Origin of the sequence: Stenotrophomonas sp. LGBM10 (assembly GCF_046736075.1) — a bacterium.
Taxonomy (GTDB): Bacteria; Pseudomonadota; Gammaproteobacteria; order Xanthomonadales; family Xanthomonadaceae; genus Stenotrophomonas.
Window position 1 is genome coordinate 1,103,927 of sequence record NZ_CP177163.1, and the last position, 18,042, is coordinate 1,121,968.

17 protein-coding genes are annotated in these 18,042 nt (G+C 67.1%); 5 read left to right on the plus strand and 12 right to left on the minus strand.

The annotated features are described in order from the left end of the window. Nucleotides 1-108: 108 nt before the first annotated feature. Nucleotides 109-708: a TetR/AcrR family transcriptional regulator gene (locus ACLB90_RS04660; RefSeq protein WP_017354611.1), complete on the minus strand. Its 600-nt coding sequence runs from the start codon at nucleotides 706-708 to the stop codon at nucleotides 109-111. Between the two features lie 139 nt (nucleotides 709-847). Between ACLB90_RS04660 and ACLB90_RS04665 the strand changes: the two genes are divergently transcribed. From ACLB90_RS04665 to ACLB90_RS04675, 3 genes are all read left to right on the plus strand, one after another. Continuing rightward, the gene (locus tag ACLB90_RS04665; protein WP_411851835.1) at nucleotides 848-1,768 is read left to right on the plus strand and encodes an alpha/beta fold hydrolase; all 921 of its coding nucleotides are present in this window, start codon (nucleotides 848-850) and stop codon (nucleotides 1,766-1,768) included. Beyond that, nucleotides 1,765-4,242 (plus strand): acyl-CoA dehydrogenase, encoded by a 2,478-nt coding sequence (locus ACLB90_RS04670; protein ID WP_411851836.1) that lies wholly within the window; start codon nucleotides 1,765-1,767, stop codon nucleotides 4,240-4,242. The genes ACLB90_RS04665 and ACLB90_RS04670 overlap by 4 nt, the downstream gene beginning before the upstream one ends. 87 nt (nucleotides 4,243-4,329) lie before the next feature. Next, nucleotides 4,330-4,839 (plus strand): hotdog fold domain-containing protein, encoded by a 510-nt coding sequence (locus ACLB90_RS04675; RefSeq protein WP_411851837.1) that lies wholly within the window; start codon nucleotides 4,330-4,332, stop codon nucleotides 4,837-4,839. An 819-nt stretch (nucleotides 4,840-5,658) separates the two neighbouring features. On the opposite strand, the gene ACLB90_RS04680 is transcribed toward ACLB90_RS04675, so the two are convergent. Both ACLB90_RS04680 and ACLB90_RS04685 read right to left on the minus strand, forming a co-directional pair. Next, entirely contained in the window at nucleotides 5,659-6,015 is a 357-nt protein-coding gene (locus tag ACLB90_RS04680; protein WP_017354607.1) for a DUF1304 domain-containing protein, read from the minus strand. A 29-nt stretch (nucleotides 6,016-6,044) separates the two neighbouring features. After that, on the minus strand, nucleotides 6,045-7,379 hold the full coding sequence (locus ACLB90_RS04685) for an NTP/NDP exchange transporter (protein WP_411851838.1): 1,335 nt from the start codon (nucleotides 7,377-7,379) through the stop codon (nucleotides 6,045-6,047). A 205-nt stretch (nucleotides 7,380-7,584) separates the two neighbouring features. On the opposite strand from ACLB90_RS04685, the gene ACLB90_RS04690 reads away from it, so the two are divergent. After that, nucleotides 7,585-9,189: a GMC family oxidoreductase gene (locus ACLB90_RS04690; protein WP_411851839.1), complete on the plus strand. Its 1,605-nt coding sequence runs from the start codon at nucleotides 7,585-7,587 to the stop codon at nucleotides 9,187-9,189. Between the two features lie 153 nt (nucleotides 9,190-9,342). Then, the gene (locus tag ACLB90_RS04695; RefSeq protein ID WP_411851840.1) at nucleotides 9,343-10,737 is read left to right on the plus strand and encodes a serine hydrolase domain-containing protein; all 1,395 of its coding nucleotides are present in this window, start codon (nucleotides 9,343-9,345) and stop codon (nucleotides 10,735-10,737) included. A 140-nt stretch (nucleotides 10,738-10,877) separates the two neighbouring features. On the opposite strand, the gene ACLB90_RS04700 is transcribed toward ACLB90_RS04695, so the two are convergent. The 9 genes from ACLB90_RS04700 to nudE form a co-directional block, all read right to left on the minus strand. Beyond that, on the minus strand, nucleotides 10,878-11,417 hold the full coding sequence (locus tag ACLB90_RS04700; protein WP_411851841.1) for a hypothetical protein: 540 nt from the start codon (nucleotides 11,415-11,417) through the stop codon (nucleotides 10,878-10,880). A gap of 916 nt (nucleotides 11,418-12,333) precedes the next feature. Continuing rightward, nucleotides 12,334-12,729, minus strand: coding sequence for a glycine cleavage system protein GcvH (gene gcvH / locus ACLB90_RS04705; RefSeq protein WP_411851842.1), 396 nt, complete (start codon nucleotides 12,727-12,729; stop codon nucleotides 12,334-12,336). 96 nt (nucleotides 12,730-12,825) lie between these two features. Further along, a complete protein-coding gene (gene gcvT / locus ACLB90_RS04710; protein ID WP_411851843.1) occupies nucleotides 12,826-13,938 on the minus strand; it encodes a glycine cleavage system aminomethyltransferase GcvT in 1,113 nt (370 codons plus the stop codon). 94 nt (nucleotides 13,939-14,032) lie between these two features. Then, the gene (locus ACLB90_RS04715; protein ID WP_411851844.1) at nucleotides 14,033-14,464 is read right to left on the minus strand and encodes an NfeD family protein; all 432 of its coding nucleotides are present in this window, start codon (nucleotides 14,462-14,464) and stop codon (nucleotides 14,033-14,035) included. 1 nt (nucleotide 14,465) lies between these two features. Next, nucleotides 14,466-15,428 (minus strand): SPFH domain-containing protein, encoded by a 963-nt coding sequence (locus ACLB90_RS04720; RefSeq protein WP_017354599.1) that lies wholly within the window; start codon nucleotides 15,426-15,428, stop codon nucleotides 14,466-14,468. A 60-nt stretch (nucleotides 15,429-15,488) separates the two neighbouring features. Further along, nucleotides 15,489-15,812, minus strand: coding sequence for a YnfA family protein (locus ACLB90_RS04725; protein ID WP_411851845.1), 324 nt, complete (start codon nucleotides 15,810-15,812; stop codon nucleotides 15,489-15,491). Next, nucleotides 15,809-16,618: a nucleoside triphosphate pyrophosphohydrolase gene (mazG, locus tag ACLB90_RS04730; RefSeq protein ID WP_411851846.1), complete on the minus strand. Its 810-nt coding sequence runs from the start codon at nucleotides 16,616-16,618 to the stop codon at nucleotides 15,809-15,811. The genes ACLB90_RS04725 and mazG overlap by 4 nt, the downstream gene beginning before the upstream one ends. Before the next feature lie 19 nt (nucleotides 16,619-16,637). Next, complete coding sequence (gene cysQ, locus ACLB90_RS04735; RefSeq protein WP_411851847.1) at nucleotides 16,638-17,441, minus strand: 3'(2'),5'-bisphosphate nucleotidase CysQ; 804 nt, start codon at nucleotides 17,439-17,441, stop codon at nucleotides 16,638-16,640. Next, a complete protein-coding gene (nudE, locus tag ACLB90_RS04740) occupies nucleotides 17,438-17,986 on the minus strand; it encodes an ADP compounds hydrolase NudE (RefSeq protein ID WP_411851848.1) in 549 nt (182 codons plus the stop codon). Before nudE ends, cysQ begins: the two co-directional genes overlap by 4 nt. Nucleotides 17,987-18,042 lie beyond the last annotated feature (56 nt).

The window sequence follows — 18,042 nt, forward strand, 5'->3', positions numbered from 1 at the left end:
CAACGGCCCCGAAAGGGGCCGTTGTCATTTGCGGCGCCGGATGCCCTCTGCGCGCATGAAAAAGGCCGCGTTTCCGCGGCCTTTCCGGTATTCCACACGCGGCCAGGATCAGCCCGGGATCAGCGTCTCGATCACGTGCTCGACGTAGGCCTCGAAATCCTCGCGCGCCTGCTTGGGCTGCTGCAGCTGCAGCGACAGCTGCAGGAAGCCGACGTAGGCGGCATAGGCCAGCCGCGCGCGGTGCTGCGCATCGGTGCGGCTCAGCCCGGCCTGGCGGAATGATGCCACCAGGTACTCCAGACGCCGATGCGAGACGCGGTCGATCACCGGCCGCACCATCGGATGATCCAGCGCCTTGAGCAGCTCGCTGTAGATGATGTGCGGCTGCACTTCGTGGGCCACCACCTGGAACAACTGGCGCAGGCGCACACGCGGGTCGGTCACGTCGGCCAGGCTGCCGAACACCTGTTCCTGCTCGAACAGTTCCCAGCGCTCCAGCGCGGCCTGCAGCAGCGCATCGCGCGACGGAAAGTGCCAGTAGAAACTGCCCTTGGTCACTCCCAATCGACGGGCCAGTGGTTCGACCGCGACCGCGCCGACGCCCTGCTCGGCAATCAGATCCAGTGCGGCTTGGGCCCAGTCTTCGGCACTCAGGCGGCTGTTGCGGCCGGCACGTGGCTCGCCGGCGGAAGCTTCAGGTTCATTCATGAGGTAATTTAACCATACGCTGGGGTTGGTTGCAGTACGTGGTTGCATCGGCAACCGCCCTATCCCAGTCAGGGCAAGGGATCAGCCCACCATACCCCCAAGTATTGACATCGACCAGCACCGGTCCATACTAGCGAGTATGGTCACTCCTTCTTCTACCCTGCCCCGATTTGACGATGAGCGACTGACCGGCGCGCACGATGCCGTGCTGGCCGCCACCCGTTCATCCCCCGGGCGCCGTGGCACCGTGCTGTTCGCCCACGGCTTCGGCCAGACCCGGCACGCATGGACCGCCGCCGCGCAGACTCTTGCCGGCGCCGGCTACCAGACGCTGGCCTACGATGCCCGCGGCCACGGCGACTCCGACTGGAATCCTGCCGCTCTGGCCTATCACGGCGAACAGTTCGCCGACGACCTGATCGTGCTGGCCGGCGAACAGCCGCAACCGCCGATCCTGGTCGCCGCGTCGATGGGCGGCCTGTTCGGCCTGCTCGCCGAATCGCGCTGGCCCGGCCTGTTCTCGGCGATGGTGCTGGTGGACATCACCCCGCGCTGGGATACCGCCGGGGTCGAACGCATCCTGATGTTCATGTCCGCGCACCCGGATGGGTTCGCTTCGCTGTCGCAGGCGGCGGACGTGATCTCGGCGTACATGCCGCATCGCCCGCGCAAGTCCGAGGCATCGCTGCGCGCCCTGCTGCGCGAGGATGGCCACGGCCGCTGGCGCTGGCATTGGGACCCGCGCCTGGTGGCCGAACTGGCGCGCGACAGCGAACAGCACCAGGACGCGCTCGCCGACGCGGCGCGCCAGGTGAAATGCCCGCTGCTGCTGGTCAGCGGCGGGCGCAGCACCCTGGTCACCCCGCAGACGGTGGCCGAGTTCCTCGCGCTGGTGCCGCACGCGCGCCACGTGCAGTTGCCGGAGGCCACCCACATGGTCGCCGGTGACGACAACAGCGCCTTTACCGCTACTGTGTTGGACTATCTGGACGTGTTGCCCTCGGCCTCCGCCGTTGCACAGTCCGCCACTACCGAGCACGTCACCGGAGCACGCTCATGAGCATTGTCGTTCCCTTCCTGGCCATCCTGCTGGCGGGGGCCATCGTCGCCTACCACCGCATGCGGCTGATCACCTGGACGATCGTCAGCGTTGCGCTGTTGGCCGCCTGCTGGTTCATCCCCTACGTCAACCAGACCGCCACGATCGTGGCCGCCGCCATCGTCGCGGTGATCGCCGTGCCGCTGCTGCTGCCCTTCATCCGCAAGCCGCTGCTGACCGCGCCGATGATGAAGGTGTTCCGCAAGGTGCTGCCCCCGCTGTCGCAGACCGAGCGCATCGCCCTGGAAACCGGCTCGGTCGGTTTTGAAGGCCAGCTGTTCACCGGCGACCCGGACTGGAACATCCTGCTGAACTACCCCAAGCCGCAGCTCACCGCCGAAGAACAGGCCTTCCTGGATGGCCCGGTCGAAGAGCTGTGCAGGATGGTCAACGACTGGGAAATCACCCACGTCTACGCCGACCTGCCGCCGGAGCTGTGGAGCTTCATCAAGAAGAACAAGTTCTTCGGCATGATCATTCCGAAGGAATACGGCGGCCTGGGCTTCAGCGCGCTGGCGCACCACAAGGTGATCCAGAAGCTGGCGTCGGTGTCGAGCGTGGTCAGCTCCACCGTCGGCGTGCCCAACTCGCTGGGCCCGGGCGAACTGCTCAACCATTACGGCACCCAGGCGCAGAAGGACCAGTACCTGCCGCGCCTGGCCGATGGCCGTGAAGTGCCCTGCTTCGGCCTGACCGGCCCGTTCGCCGGCTCGGACGCGACCTCCATTCCCGATTACGGCATCGTCTGCAAGGGCGAGTGGAACGGCGAGCAGGTGCTCGGCGTCAAGCTCACCTTCGACAAGCGCTACATCACCCTGGCCCCGGTGGCCACGCTGATCGGCCTGGCGTTCCGCATGTACGACCCGGACGGGTTGATCGGCACCACCCGCGACATCGGCATCACGCTGGCACTGCTGCCGCGCGACACCGCCGGCGTGGAAATCGGCCGCCGCCACTTCCCGCTCAACTCGACCTTCCAGAACGGCCCGATCCGCGGCAAGGACGTGTTCATCCCGCTGACCCAGCTGATCGGCGGCGCCGAGAAGGCCGGCAAGGGCTGGAACATGCTCAACGAGTGCCTGGCCGTGGGCCGCTCGATCACCCTGCCCTCCACCGCCAGTGGCGGCGCCAAGGCCGGCGCGGTGGTCACCGGTGCCTATGCACGCATCCGCAAGCAGTTCGGCCTGTCGGTCGGCCGCTTTGAAGGCGTGGAAGAAGCGCTGGCGCGCATCGGCGGCAAGGCTTACGCGATCAGCGCGTTGTGCCAGGCCACCGCCGCCGCCGTGGACCGTGGCGACGTGCCGTCGGTACCGTCGGCCATCGCCAAGTACCACTGCACCACCATGAGCCGCGAAGTGATCTCGGACATGATGGATGTGATCGGCGGCAAGGGCATCATCCTGGGACCGCGCAACTTCGCCGGCCGCAGCTGGCAGGCCGCACCGATCGCGATCACGGTCGAAGGCGCCAACATCATGACCCGCAGCCTGCTGATCTTCGGCCAAGGTGCGATCCTCTGCCACCCGTGGGTGCTGAAGGAAATGAAGGCCGCGCAGGATCCGGACACCCGCGCCGGCCTGCAGGAATTCGACCGCAGCCTGTTCGGCCACATCCGCTTCGGCATCTCCAACGCCGTGCGTTCGTTCTGGTTCGGCCTGACCGGCGCGCGCTTCGGTGCCGCCCCGGGCGATGCCTACACCCGCCGCTACTTCCGCAAGCTGGACCGTTACTCGGCCAACCTGGCGCTGATGGCCGACATCTCGATGATGACGCTGGGCGGCAAGCTGAAGTTCAAGGAATCGCTGTCCGGCCGCCTGGGCGATGTGCTGAGCCACATCTACATGACCAGCGCCATGCTCAAGCGTTACCACGACGAAGGTGCGCCGGCCACCGACCAGCCGCTGCTGGCGTGGGCCTTCCATGACAGCGTGCACAAGATCGAAGAGTCGCTGTCGGCTGCGCTGCGCAACTTCCCGATCCGCCCGATCGGCTGGCTGATGTGGCTGCTGATCTTCCCGTTCGGCCGTCGCGCCGAGGCCCCGGGCGACCGCCTGGGCCACCGCGTCGCCGCGCTGCTGATGGCGCCCAACGAAGCCCGCGACCGCCTGGCCAACGGCGTGTTCCTGACCCCGTGCGAGAACAACCCGGGTGGCCGCATCAACAGCTACCTGTCCAAGGCGATCATGGCCGAGCCGGTGGAACGCAAGTTCATCAAGGCGGTCAAGACCAAGGGCATCGAGGCCCTGGACTTCACCACCCAGCTGGACGAAGCGGTGGCCGAGGGCGTGATCACCCAGGACGAGCGCACCTTGCTGGAAGAGCTGCGCACGCTGACGCTGGAAACCATCACCGTGGACGACTTCGATCCGCACGAGCTGCGTTCGGCCAGCTACTACGACCGCGAACGCAAGGACGCGCGCTCGGAAGCGGCATGACGCCTGCGTCGACGTGAACGGAAACGGCGGACTTCGGTCCGCCGTTTTTCATTGCAGCGGTATCCGCCCGCTTCCAGGAGATCCTCGATGTCCGCTCCCCTGCTGACCCTGTACCGCCGCATGCAGCGCTGGCCGGCCGGCCAATGGCTGTTCGCGCGCGCGGTGTGCTTCAAGGCGCCCTACTTCGCCAGCATCGCCCCGCGCATCACCGTGCTCGAACCCGGCCGCTGCGAAGGCCACATCGCGCACCGGCGCAGGGTCACCAACCACATCGGCACCGTCCACGCCATCGCACTGTGCAACCTGGCCGAACTCACCGCCGGACTGATGGTCGACGCCTCATTGCCACGCGGCATGCGCTGGATTCCGAAGGGCATGGAAGTGCAGTACCTGGCCAAGGCCACGGGCACCCAGCACGCCGTCGCCACACCGGCACAGCCCATCATCGCGGCCGACAGCGGCTACGCCCTGCCCGTGGACGTGCAGATCCGCGACACCGCCGGCACACCGGTCTTCAGCGCCCGCATCCAGATGTGGCTCTCACCGCAGGACCGTTCGCGGAACGCTCCAACCACCGGTCACCTCACCGATCGGTAGGTGCCGACCACGGGCCACTTCACCGATCGGTAGGTGCCGACCGCTGGTCGGCACGCTCTATGCCTTTCAACGCCAGAGCCAGAGCTACAGCCACAGCCACAGCCCTCATCCGCATTCTCCCGGGCGTGGCCGGCGGGAATGGGAGTACGGGACACGCCGTAAATCCATCCCTGGAGGCTCGTAGAAAACATCCATGTTTTCTACGGTCCCGTACCCCCATTCCCACCGGCCTTTGACCTATGGCGGGCGGTGCAGGGAGAGCCGGGGCAACGGCTATTCCGGAAGGAGTACAGCGTGCCGACCAGCGGTCGGCACCTACCGGGATGGATTCACGGCGTGTCCCGCATACCCGCACACGCCAGCCAACCCAGGGAGACTCCAGATGAGGGCTCTGGCTGTGCAGACCAGCGCTCGTCACCTACCGGGGAATCCGCGCGACCCACTGTCAATGGCTGGCGGGTGTGGGTATGCGGGACCGTAGAAAACATGGATGTTTTCTACGAGCCTCCACGGATGGATTCACGGCGTGTCCCGCATGCCCACACACGCCAGCCAAGCCAGGGAGAATCCAGAAGCGGGCTCTGGCTGTGCCGACCAGCGGTCGGCACCTACCGGGAATCCGCGCGACCCACTGTCAATGGCTGGCGGGTGTGGGTATGCGGGACCGTAGAAAACATGGATGTTTTCTACGAGCCTCCACGGATGGATTCACGGCGTGTCCCGCATGCCCACACCCGCCAGCCAAGCCGGGGAGAATCCAGATGCGGGCTTTGGCTCTGGCTGTGCCGACCAACGGTCGGCACCTACCGGCGACCTCGCTTACGCCGGCACGAAATGCCAAGCGATCGCGGCCAGGATCGCCGGGACGGCTTGGATGAAGAAGATCCGCTTGTTGACGCTGTAGGCGCCGTAGCAGCCGGCCACGATCACGCAGCCCAGCATGAAGTTGACCAGCATCGGCAGGTGATCGAACAGGCCCCAGAACAGGCCGGCTGCCAGGAAGCCGTTGTACAGCCCCTGGTTGGCCGCCAGCACGCGCGTGGTCTCGGCCTTCTCCGGCGTATTGCGGAACGTCTTCAGGCCCAGCGGACGCGTCCACAGGAACATTTCCAGCACGAGGAAGTACACGTGCAGCAGGGCGACCACCAGGGTCAGGATCAGTGCGGTCCAGTACATGGGCAGGCCTCGAAAAAGATGACCAGAGCTTACTCCGGCCGCTCGGCCGGCAACTTCTTTTCTTCGTGCAGCAGACCGAACGCGGCGACGGTCATCAGCCCGGCCACGACCAGACCGCCCGCGAACAGCACGTTCGAACCAAACAGCGAGAGCCCTTTGTGTACCCACGCAAAGCTCAGGTCCGCGCCGCGGTACACCACCGTGTCGATCGCCGCTCCGGCCTTGTAGCGCCACTGCCGGTCCACCCGCGTGTACAGCGTCTCGCGGGCCGGCTTGGCCAGCGAGAACTCGCTCGCCCGCGTCATCACCTGCACCATCGCCACCAGCAGCGGCAACGGCGAGGCCGCGAGTACCGAGAACCCGACAATGATCGCAAAGCCCGGGATCAACAGCGCCGGCGCGATACCGTAGCGCGACAACAGCCAGCGGGTCAGCCCCAACTGCAGCAGCAGCGTCAGCGCGTTCACCGCCAGATCCACCCGCGAGAAGAAGGCCGTGCTTGCCGCCGGATCGGTATACAGCCGGCGCACGATCGCCGCCTGCTCGTTGTACAGCAGCGTACCGATGCCCACCCCGAACAGCACCATCAGTGCCAGCCAGCGCAGCAGCGGCTCGCGCACGATCAGCTTCAGACCGTCCAGCACGCTCCCGCCCATCGGTGTTTCGCCCGACACCAGCTGCTGATCCTGCTCGCGCGCCACCGCCCACAGCCGCAGCCGCCAGATGCAGAACAGGCACACGCACAGGAAGCCGGCCGACACCAGCATCAGGTTCGCGATGCCCACCCGCTGCACCAGCGCCGACGTGATGATCGGGCCGAGGAAGGCCCCGATGGTGCCGGCCGCGCCGATGTAGCCGTAGAACGCCCGCGCCTGCGTGTTCGAGAACACGTCGGCCATGAAGCTCCAGAACACCGCCACCGCGAACAGGTTGAACACCGTGATCCAGAAGAAGAACGCCATCCCGCGCCCGGGCACACCGCTGTCGAACAGCACGTAGAAGCCCAGCAGCGTGGCGATGAAGAACCCGTATACCACCGGCAGGAATACCCGGCGCGGGTAGCGGCTCACCAGCGCGCCGTACAGCGGCTGCAGCACCAGCATGATGAAGAACACACAGGTGAACAGGAACTGCAGCACGAAGTCCTGCAGGGCGATGCCGTGGCCAGCGAACCAGGCAATCAACCCTGGCGGGAACAACGTCTGCAGGTCGCTCGAGGCCGCCATCGCCTCGCGCACCGGGCGCAGCACGTAGTAGCCGCTCAACAGGCAGAAGAAGTACAGCGATGCCCAGATCAGCGGCGGAGACTGGCGCAGCGCACCGCGCAGTCCCGTCCGACGCGCGGACGATGTCGCGGCGGTCATCGCACCCGCTCCGCGCTCAGGCGGCGTCGCAACGGCAGCATCGTGGGAACTCCGGGCGGCAAAGCGCGCAAGGTAAACGATGCACCGCAACATCGCCAGTAGCCGACCGTCGCACCGGCGCAACGCAGCGTGGCCCACAGCGGCCAACCCGCGCAGCGGCCGTCTGCCCTATGCTGCGGCGTAGACCCTCGGGGAGCGGCTTGCATTGGCACGGGACAGGTACGACTACATCATCGTCGGCGCCGGCTCGGCCGGCTGCGTGCTGGCCAACCGGCTCAGCGCCGACCCGCACTGCCAGGTGCTGCTGCTGGAGGCCGGCCCTCCCGACCGCAATCCCTTCATCCACATGCCGGCCGGCCTGGCGCGGCTGGTCAACAACCGCCGCATCAACTGGAACCTCGACACCGACCCCGAGCCGCAACTGGACGGACGGCGCCTGTGGTGGCCGCGCGGCAAGGTGCTGGGTGGCTCCAGCGCGATCAATGCCATGTGCTACATCCGTGGCGTGCCGGCCGACTACGACGGCTGGGCGGCGGCCGGCGCCACCGGTTGGGAGTGGGCACAGGTGCTGCCGTGGTTCCTGCACGGCGAGGCCAACAGCCGCGGCGCCAGCGCACTGCATGGCGATGCCGGACCGTTGTCCGTCGCCGACCTGCGCCACCACAATCCGCTCTCGGCCGTGTTCCTGGCCGCCGCCGAGCAGGCCGGTCATGCCCGCAACGACGATTTCAATGGCGCCCATCAGCTGGGCGTCGGCCTGTACCAGGTCACCCAGCGCGATGGCGCGCGCTGCTCCAGCGCCACCGCCTACCTGCGCCCGGCCCGCGCACGGCGCAACCTCACCGTCCTCACCGGCGCACAGGCGGTGGCGCTGAGCTTCGCCGGCACCACCGCCACCGGCGTCCACTACCGGCGCGGCCGCGAGCATCTGCATGCCGCCGCGTCCGCCGAAGTGATCCTCAGCGCCGGCGCGATCCATTCGCCGCAGCTGCTGATGCTCTCCGGGATCGGCCCCGCCCACGCACTGCGTGGCCACGGCATCACCCCACGCGTGGATCTGCCCGGCGTCGGCGGCAACCTGCAGGATCATCTGGACATCTGCACGGTCGTGCACACCACGCCCGGCGTGAGCTACGACCGCAGCAACGAGCTGCGCATCGCCTTCGACTACTTCCTGCGCGGCCACCGCGGTGCCGGCACCAGCAACCTGGCCGAGGCCGGCGGCTTCGCCCGCTCGGCACTGGCGCCGGACGCACGCGCCGACGTGCAGTTCCATTTCGTGCCGGCCATGCTCGACAACCACGGCCGCCATCGCCTGCCCGGCGACGGCTACACCCTGCACGCCTGTCCGCTGCATCCGCGCAGCCGCGGGCGGTTGCACCTGCGCGATGCCGACGCGCGCTCGCCGCCGCGCCTGCAGCCCAACTATCTCGGCGACGCGGAGGGGCACGATCTGCGCATGATGCTCGAGTGCGTCCGGCTGTCGCGCCGGATCCTGGCCCAACCCGCGTTCGATCCGTGGCGCGGCGCCCCGGTCTTCCCTGCCCGCGACGATCTCGATGACGCCGGCCTGGCCGCGTTCATCCGCGCCAAGGCCGAGACCATCTACCACCCGGTCGGCACCTGCGCCATCGGCCGGCATGCCGATGCCGTGGTCGATCCGACGCTGCGGGTGCACGGCACCCAGCGCCTGCGCGTGGTCGATGCGGCGGTGATGCCCAGCCTGATCAGCGGCAATACCAACGCGCCCACCCTGATGATCGCCGAGCGCGCCGCGCACTGGCTGCGCCAGGACGCGGGATCAAGCTGAACAGGGCGGCGCCGTGGGGCGCGGCGCCGGGCATTTCGCCATGCAAAAAACCACGCATTTTCAATACGATACGTATTCATCTTCGCTTCGTTTGTGCAATCGGGAAAAGCGGCGCTAGAATCCCTCACAGCAGTCGCGCACGGGCCCTACACGATGAATCAGAACAGCAGGCGCCGACCGATCCGTTCGGCGGCAACCGGGTTGCTGGGCATGTTGATGCCCATCGCAATGTCTTCCACTGCACAGACCCCCAGTGCCTCGCCGTCCGCGTTCCCCGTCAACATCGAGAACAGCGCCCCGGCCAATGTGCCGCATACCCAGCCGGCCGCGTATCGCGCCGCGCCCGCAGCGCAGCAGGTACTGCCGCCCGCACCGGGCTTCAATGTCGCCGCCATCGAATCGCTGGCCCAGCAGCTCACCTATGGCGAACGCGTGCCCGGCATGGCCGTGGCGATCGTCCAGGGCGGCCGCGTGCTCAGCGCGCGTGGCTACGGCGTCACCGACGTCAACAATCCGCAGCAGGTCGACGCGCACACCGTGTTCCGCCTGGCGTCGCTGTCCAAGGCCTTCGCCGGCACGATGGCCGGCCTGCTGGTCAACGATGGCACCCTGCGCTGGGACAGCAAGGTCACCGACTACGTGCCCGGCTTCCAGCTGAGCTCGCCCGAGGCGACCGAGCGGCTGACCGTGGCCGACCTGCTCAGCCACCGGGTCGGCCTGCCCTACAACGCGTACGACCGCGACGTGGAAGCCAACGCGGAGTACTACACCCTGACCCACAAGCTGGCCTCGACCTCGCTCAAGTGCCAGCCGGGCGACTGCTACGCCTACCAGAACGTTGCCTTCAGCCTGATCGGCGATGTGGTGTACGCCGCCTCCGGCAGTTTCTACGAACAGTCGGTCGAACGCCGGCTGTTCAAGCCGCTGGGCATGGATGACGCCAGCCTTGGCCTGGCCGGCATCCAGGCCAGCTCGCGTTGGGCACGCCCGCACGTGCGCAGCCGCAACGGCTGGGTGTCACTGAACCCCAAGCCCACCTACTACCGGTTGGCACCGGCTGCCGGCGTCAATGCCAGCGCCAGCGACATGGCGCAGTGGCTGCTGGCGCACACCGGGCACCGTCCCGACGTGCTGCCTGCGCCGCTGCTGGCAACGCTGCACTCCACCCTGATCAGCACCCCGGGCGAAATGCGTTCGGGCTGGCGCCGCGAGCGCCTGCATTCGGCCGGCTACGCGCTGGGCTGGCGCAACTTCGACTACGCCGGCCATGAAGTGGTGTTCCATGCCGGTGCCGTGCAGGGCTACCGGGGCCTGGTCGCGCTGGTGCCGGAGCGTGACCTCGGCATTGCGATCATGTGGAACGGCGAAAGCAGCCTGCCCAGCGGCCTGCTGCCGACCGTGCTCGACGCGGCGATGGGCCTGCCGAACCAGCGCTGGCTGGACGTGGATACCGACTTCGGCAGCGACAGCCTGATGGCCGAAGACGCCGCGCCGCAGAACAAGCGCAAGGGCGTGTCGTCCAACCGTGCGGTGGCCTCGCCGCGTTGATCGCGGCGGTGTGCGGATCGAAAAAGGCGGCCGGTTGGCCGCCTTTTTTTTCGGCTCCGGTCGGACACGCGCGCATAAAAAAACTCCCTCCCCGCTGGGCTGCCGGGGAAGGAGTTTCAGGTGCGGCTCTCGGGAAACGCTTAGATCAGCGGTGCCGGGGTTGCCGGCAGGGCGACCGGGGCAGCCTTCTTCTTGCGGGCCGCCGGCTTGCGCTTTGCAACCTTCTTGACCGCCTTCTTGGCGGTGGCCTTCTTGGCCGTCGCCTTCTTCGCAGTGGCCTTCCTGGCTACCTTCTTGACGGCCTTCTTCGCCGTCTTCTTGGTGGCCTTCTTGGCCGCAGCCTTCTTGGCTACCTTGCGGACGGCTTTCTTCGCGGTCTTCTTGGCAGCCGCCTTCTTGGCGACCTTCTTGACGGCCTTCTTCGCCGTCTTCTTCACTGCCTTCTTCGCGGTCTTCTTGGCGGCGGCCTTCTTGGCTACCTTCTTGACGGCCTTCTTGGCGGCCGTCTTTTTCACTGCCTTCCGAGCGGTCGCCTTCTTGGCGGCCTTCTTCACCGTCTTCTTGGCCGCCGCCTTCTTGGCGACCTTCTTCACGGCCTTGCGGGCAGTGGCCTTCTTAGCGACCTTCTTGGCTGCCTTTTTGGCGGCCGGCTTTTTCTTCGCAGCTTTCTTGGTTGCCATGGGATGGCTCCTCGTCAGTGATCTATGGAGTTGAAACGCCCAGGTAAAGCAAACCCGCCGTTGCTGCGTTGCGGGGACCGCCGTCGCGTCATGCGCGTCGTGACGGATACGGGGATACCTACCGGGATCGGCCAGGCAGGTATCGGATCAGGGGTGCCCTTGCATTTCACCGAAGGAAGCGAAGCCGACTCCACCGTCATCGGATGCAAGGTGGATGTCCTGGTTGTGCTTCGCGACTGGATGTCGATTCTGCTCACTCTCTTGGCAGGCAAGGTCTGCTTGGCGAAACCTAATCACGCTTTTTTTCACTGTCAACAACCCCGGCGAAAAATTTTCACACCGGACGCGTCCGGCAGCGCGCGCCAGCCACCCGTCGAACACCCCGTACCGACACTTCATCCCCGTACCAACGGGCACACCGATACCCCTGCGGTCGCAACGGCTGAAACAAAAACAACTTAAAAGAAGCACTTTCGCGAAACACGCCACACGTGGCGGCGTGCGCGCCGGCAGGTGCGCGTGGTGCGCCGCGCGTGCCTGACCGGTTGCCAACGAAGGGGGAAAAAACAGCCGACGCGTTTTCACATCCGGCTGCGCTTTTTACTACCCGATTCGCGCAAATGCGCAAACTTTCCGCCGCGCCGCGTCGACGCGATCGCACCTTCGGCAGGTCGGCAACGGTCGTTCCGCGACCGCGTGTCGATGCGCGGCGATACGAATGGACATGCTCATGACCCGTCGCGATGGGTTCCCAACCCGACGGCATGAGCCGACGCCGGACGTTCCGGAGGCGCGCGTACACCGCAACATCGTCACGCGTCGCTAACGCCGCCGCGTCGGTGCACGCCCTGGCGAGCGGCGACGACGCAAAAAAAAACGGCCGCACGAGGCGGCCGTTCTTCGGAGCGACGCAGGATCAGTGATCCTCGTTCTCCAGCAGCTCGGCGTAGTCATCCGGCGCCAGCAGCTCGTTCAACTCTTCCGTACCGGTCACTTCCACCACGAAGATCCAGCCATCGCCGTACGCGTCTTCGTTGATGGTTTCCGGCTTGTCGGCCAGGGCGCTGTTGACCTCGACCACGGTACCGGTGATCGGGCTGTAGACGTCCGAGGCGGCCTTCACCGACTCGACGACGGCAGCCTGCTCGCCCGCCTTCACCGTGTCGCCGACGTTGGGCAGCTCGACGTAGACCAGGTCGCCCAGCAGGCCCTGGGCATGGTCGGAAATACCGACGGTGACGCGGCCATTGCCTTCGACGCGCGCCCACTCGTGGGACTTGAGGAATTTGAGGTCGCCGGGGATCTCGCTCATGGAACTGCTCCGAGAAAATTCAGGGGTTCGGGAAACGGGGGTAGTGTAACCAACCGGCGCGGGCCGCTGGGCAACCGCGCGCCGGAAACTGCTGGATCAGGCCTCGACCAGCACGCCGGGCTGGGCCTGACCTTCGCGCACGAACGGGAACTTCACCACGCGCACCGGGACCTGCTTGCCGCGGATGTCCACGTGCACCTGGCCCAGCTCGCCTGCCGGCACGCGGGCGAACGCGATGCCCTTGCCCAGCGTCGGGGAGAAGGTGCCGGACAGGATCTCGCCCTGGCCGCTGGCGGTGACCACTGCCTGGCCGTGGCGCAGCACGCCCTTCTCGTCCATCACCAGGCCGATCAGCTGGCGTGCATTGCCTGCCGCCTTCTGGGCTTCCAGCACGTCACGGCCGATGAAGTCGCGGCCTTCGTCCAGCGCCACGGTCCAGGCCAGCGCCGCTTCGTACGGGGTGATCTGCTCGTCCATGTCCTGGCCGTACAGGTTCATGCCGGCTTCCAGGCGCAGCGTGTCGCGCGCGCCCAGCCCGGCCGGACGCACGCCGGCCTGCGCCAGGGCGTTCCAGAAGGCGACCACGTCGCTCTGCGGGATCAGGAGTTCAAAACCGTCCTCACCGGTGTAGCCGGTACGCGCCACGAACAGCGGCGCACCGCTGGCAGCGCTCGCCTCGACCGCAGCGAAGCGACCCAGCTTGTCCACGGCAGCGCGGTCGCCCTCGGCGACCAGGCCGATCACGCGCTCGCGCGCGGTGGGGCCCTGCACGGCGATGATCGCCAGGTCCTCGCGCTCGGTAACCTGCACGTCGAAGGCGGCCGCCTGCTCACGGATCCAGGCCAGGTCCTTCTCGCGGGTGGAGGCATTGACCACCATGCGGAAGAAGTCGTCGGCCAGGTAGTAGACGATCAGGTCGTCGATCACCCCGCCCTGCGGGTTGAGCATGCACGCGTACAGCGCCTTGCCGGTGGCCTTGAGCTTGTCCACCGAGTTGGCCAGCAGGCGGCGCAGGAACGGCTTGACCTGCGCGCCGCGCAGATCGACCACGGTCATGTGGCTGACGTCGAACATGCCGGCGTCGGCACGCACGAGGTGGTGTTCGTCCAGCTGCGAGCCGTAATGGATGGGCATGTCCCAGCCACCGAAATCGACCATCTTGGCGCCGAGTGCGCGGTGGGTGTCGTTGAGAAGCGTCTTCTGGGTCATGACCGGTTCCGGGGGAATGAAGGCAAGAGCGCCATTATCCCAGAACCGTCTTCACAACGCCTGCGGCGGTGCGGAATGCACCGCCGGGGCCACCTCAGACAGGCTGCACCTTCAGCGTCATGCCCGCCACCGCGACCACGCGCACCGCGCTGCCGGCCGGCAGGTCCGGGCCATCCACCACCCAGAACGCATCGTCGATCTTGGCGCGGCCCTTGCCGGCGACGATCGGCTGGTCGAGCAGCACCACCCGCCCCACCAGCTGTTCGGCGCGCCGGTTCAACAACGGGGCGTCGCTCTGCCGGTCGTGGGAGCGTCCCCAGCGCCGGTAGCACTGGATCGACACCACGCTGAGCAGCACGAACGCGACCACCTGCCACAGCAGCGGAATGTCGGCGAACACGGCCACCAGCACGAATACCGCCGCCGCCCCGATGCCGATCCACAGCATGAACGCCCCCGGTGCCAGCGCCTCGGCCGCAAACAGCACCAGTGCCAGCGCGCCCCAGCCTACGACCTCCCAGCGCATGTCAGCCTCCGATCCGCGGCGGCACCGCGCGCGCGGCCTTCTTCTCTTCCTGCTTGGCGAACGCTTCCTTGGCCAGTTCGGCCACGCCGGCGATCGAACCGATCACGCCACTGGCCTCCATCGGCATCAGCACCAGCTTCTGGTTCGGCGAGGTCGCCAGTTCCTTGAAGGCCTCCACATACTTCTGGGCGATGAAGTAATTGATCGCCTGCACATCGCCCTTGGCGATCGCATCGGACACCATCTCGGTCGCCTTGGCTTCGGCCTCGGCCAGGCGCTCACGCGCCTCCGCATCGCGGAACGCGGCTTCCTTGCGGCCTTCGGCTTCGAGCACGGCGGCCTGCTTCTCGCCTTCGGCACGCAGGATCTCGGACTGGCGCGAGCCCTCGGCTTCCAGGATCTGCGCGCGCTTCTCGCGCTCGGCCTTCATCTGCCGTGCCATCGCGTCGAGCAGGTCGCGCGGCGGCTGGATGTCGCGGATCTCGATGCGGTTGACCTTCACGCCCCACGGGTTGGTGGCGTGATCAACCACGCTCAGCAGCTGGGCGTTGATCACCTCGCGCTGGCTCAGCGATTCGTCCAGGTCCATCGAGCCGATCACGGTGCGGATGTTGGTCTGCACCAGGGCGATCATCGCCACTTCCAGGTTGGCCACTTCATAGGCCGCCTTGGACGCGTCGAGCACCTGGAAGAACACCACCCCGTCCACGCGGACGGCGGCGTTGTCCTTGGTGATCACTTCCTGGCTGGGCACGTCCAGCACCTGTTCCATCATGTTCACCTTGCGGCCGACGCCGTAGACGATCGGGATCAGGAAGTGCAGGCCCGGCGACATGGTGTGGGTGTAGCGGCCGAACCGTTCGACCGTCCATTCGTAGCCCTGCGGCACCATGCGCACGGCCTTGAACAGAATGACGACGGCCACGAAGGCGAGCACCAGCGAGAACAGCATGGTCGGAAACATCGGAAACTCCTTTCCCTGTGATGACCCGATTGTACGGTCAGATGCGCGGCCGTAGCCGGTTCAGGTACTGCGCGGGGCAAACATGATCACCGCCATCCCGGCCAGGCACAGGCCGACGCCGAGCAGATCCCAGCGGCTGGGACGAATGCCATCCACCAGCCACAGCCACATCAGCGCGGTGCCGATGTAGACGCCGCCATACGCCGCATAGACGCGGCCGCTGGCGGCCGGATGCAGGGTCAGCAGCCAGGCGAACAGGGCCAGGCTGGCCGCTGCCGGCAGCAGCAGCCACACGCTGCCGCCCTTGCGCAGCCACAGCCACGGCAGGTAACAGCCGACGATCTCGGCCACGGCGGTCAGCACGAACAGCAGCAGCGTGTTCATGTCGCTTCGTCGCGTTTGGCCTGTTGCCAGAGACGTTCCTGGGCGTCCAGGTCGAGCGCGTCCATGCGCTGCCCGGCGGCGGCGGCCTGCGCCTCCATCGCGCGGAAACGGCGCTCGAACTTGTGGTTGGCCTGACGCAGCGCCGCGCCCACATCGACCTTGGCGTGCCGGGCCAGGTTGGCGCAGACGAACAGCAGGTCGCCCAGCTCTTCCTGCAGGCGCGCATGGTTGGCCTGGACATCGCCGTGGGCGAACTCCGCCGCAACCTCGTCCAGCTCCTCGCGCACTTTGTCCAGCACCGGCTGCGGGTCGGGCCAGTCGAAGCCGACCCGGGCCGCGCGCGCCTGCAGCTTCACCGCGCGCTGCCACTCGGGCAGCCCGCGCGAAATGCCGGCCAGTGCAGAGGTATCGGTGTCGCCCTTGGCCGCGCGCTCGGCGCGCTTGATCGCCTCCCAGTTCAGGTTGACCTGGTCGGCATCCTCTACCTGCACGTCGGCGAAAATGTGCGGGTGACGCCGCTGCATCTTGTCGCCGATCGCGCGGGCGACGTCGGCGAAGGCGAACGCGCCCTGCTCGCTGGCCATCTGCGCGTGGAAGACCACCTGCAGCAGCAGATCGCCCAGTTCGTCCTTGAGGTCGTCGAGGTCGCCGCGGTCGATCGCGTCGGCCACTTCGTAGGCCTCCTCGATGGTGTACGGGGCGATGCTGGCAAAGTCCTGCTGCAGGTCCCACGGGCAGCCCTGCGCGGGGTCGCGCAGGCGCGCCATGATCTGCAGCAGGCGGTCCAGTTCGACGCTCGGGGTCATGCGGGGTCCTCGGGTGGGGTCAGGCGGGCAACCAGTCGCGCCACGGCAGGCGGGTATCGCCCAGGGCGATGAAATCGCCGTTCAACAGCGTGTCGCGGCGGTTGTAGCGGAACGGCTTGCCGGTGGCCGCCGACAGCACCGCACCGCCGGCCGCGTGCAGCACGCACTGGCCTGCGGCGGTATCCCATTCGGCCGTCGGTCCCAACCGGGGATAGACGTCGAGCGTGCCCTCGGCAAGGCGGCAGAATTTCAGCGACGAGCCCTGCGCGACCAGCTCGATCTCGCCCATGCGGTCCAGCAGCGCCTGCGTCTGCGGGCTGCGGTGCGAACGGCTGGCGGCCACGTTCAGCGGCGGCACGGCCGGCGTGCGGGTGCGCAGCACGGAGTCGCGCATGCCATCGCGGCGATACGCCAGCTCACCGCGCATCGCGTGCCAGACCACGCCAGTGACCGGTGCCAGCACCACGCCGAAGGCCGGTGCGCCCTGGTAGATCAGCGCGGTGTTGACGCTGAACTCGTCGTTGCGCTTGACGAACTCGCGGGTGCCGTCGAGCGGATCGACCAGCCAGTAGGCGCCCCAGTGCTGGCGCACCTCCCACGGCACCTGTGCGGATTCCTCGGAAAGGATCGGCAGGTCCGGGGTGAGCTGGCCAAGGCCGCGCTCGATCACCTGGTTGGCGGCGAGATCGGCGGCCGTGACCGGGCTGCGGTCGGATTTGATCTCCACATCGAACGCAGTGGCATACACCGCCATGATGGCAGCGGCGGCGTCCTGGGCGATGGCGATGACGGTTTCGCGCAGATCCGTCGTGAGTTTGATCATTCCCGGCGTCCCAGCCATTCGCGGGCGATGAACAATGCCGCCAGCGAACGGCCTTCGGAGGCATCCTCGCGCAGCATCAGCTGGTCCAGGTCGGCCAGCTTCCAGGGCACCACTTCCAGCTCCTCGGGTTCATCACCGACCAGGCGTTCCGGGTAGAGGTCGCGGGCCACCACCAGCCAGGACTGGTGGCTCATGTAGGTGGGCGCGAGCGTCATCGCGCGCAGCACGTCGATGCGGCGGGCACCGTAGCCGGCCTCTTCCTTCAGTTCGCGGTCGGCGGCCTGCTCGGGCGTTTCCCCGGCATCGATGCGCCCTTTGACCAGGCCCAGCTCGTAACGGTGTACGCCGGCCGCGTATTCACGCACCAGCAGCACCGTCTCATCGTCGAGCATCGGCACCACCACCACCGCGCCGTGGCCGCGGCTGACCAGGCGCTCGAAACGGCGGCGTTCGCCGTTGGAGAATTCCAGGTCCAGGTGCTGGCGCTGGAAGGGCCCGCTTTCCTCGTCCGTGATCTGGTGGATGATGGGCAGGCGACGGCTCATGCGAACAGGCTCTTGGATAGAATGTGTGCAGGTGAAAACGTGTTCATGAACCCGAA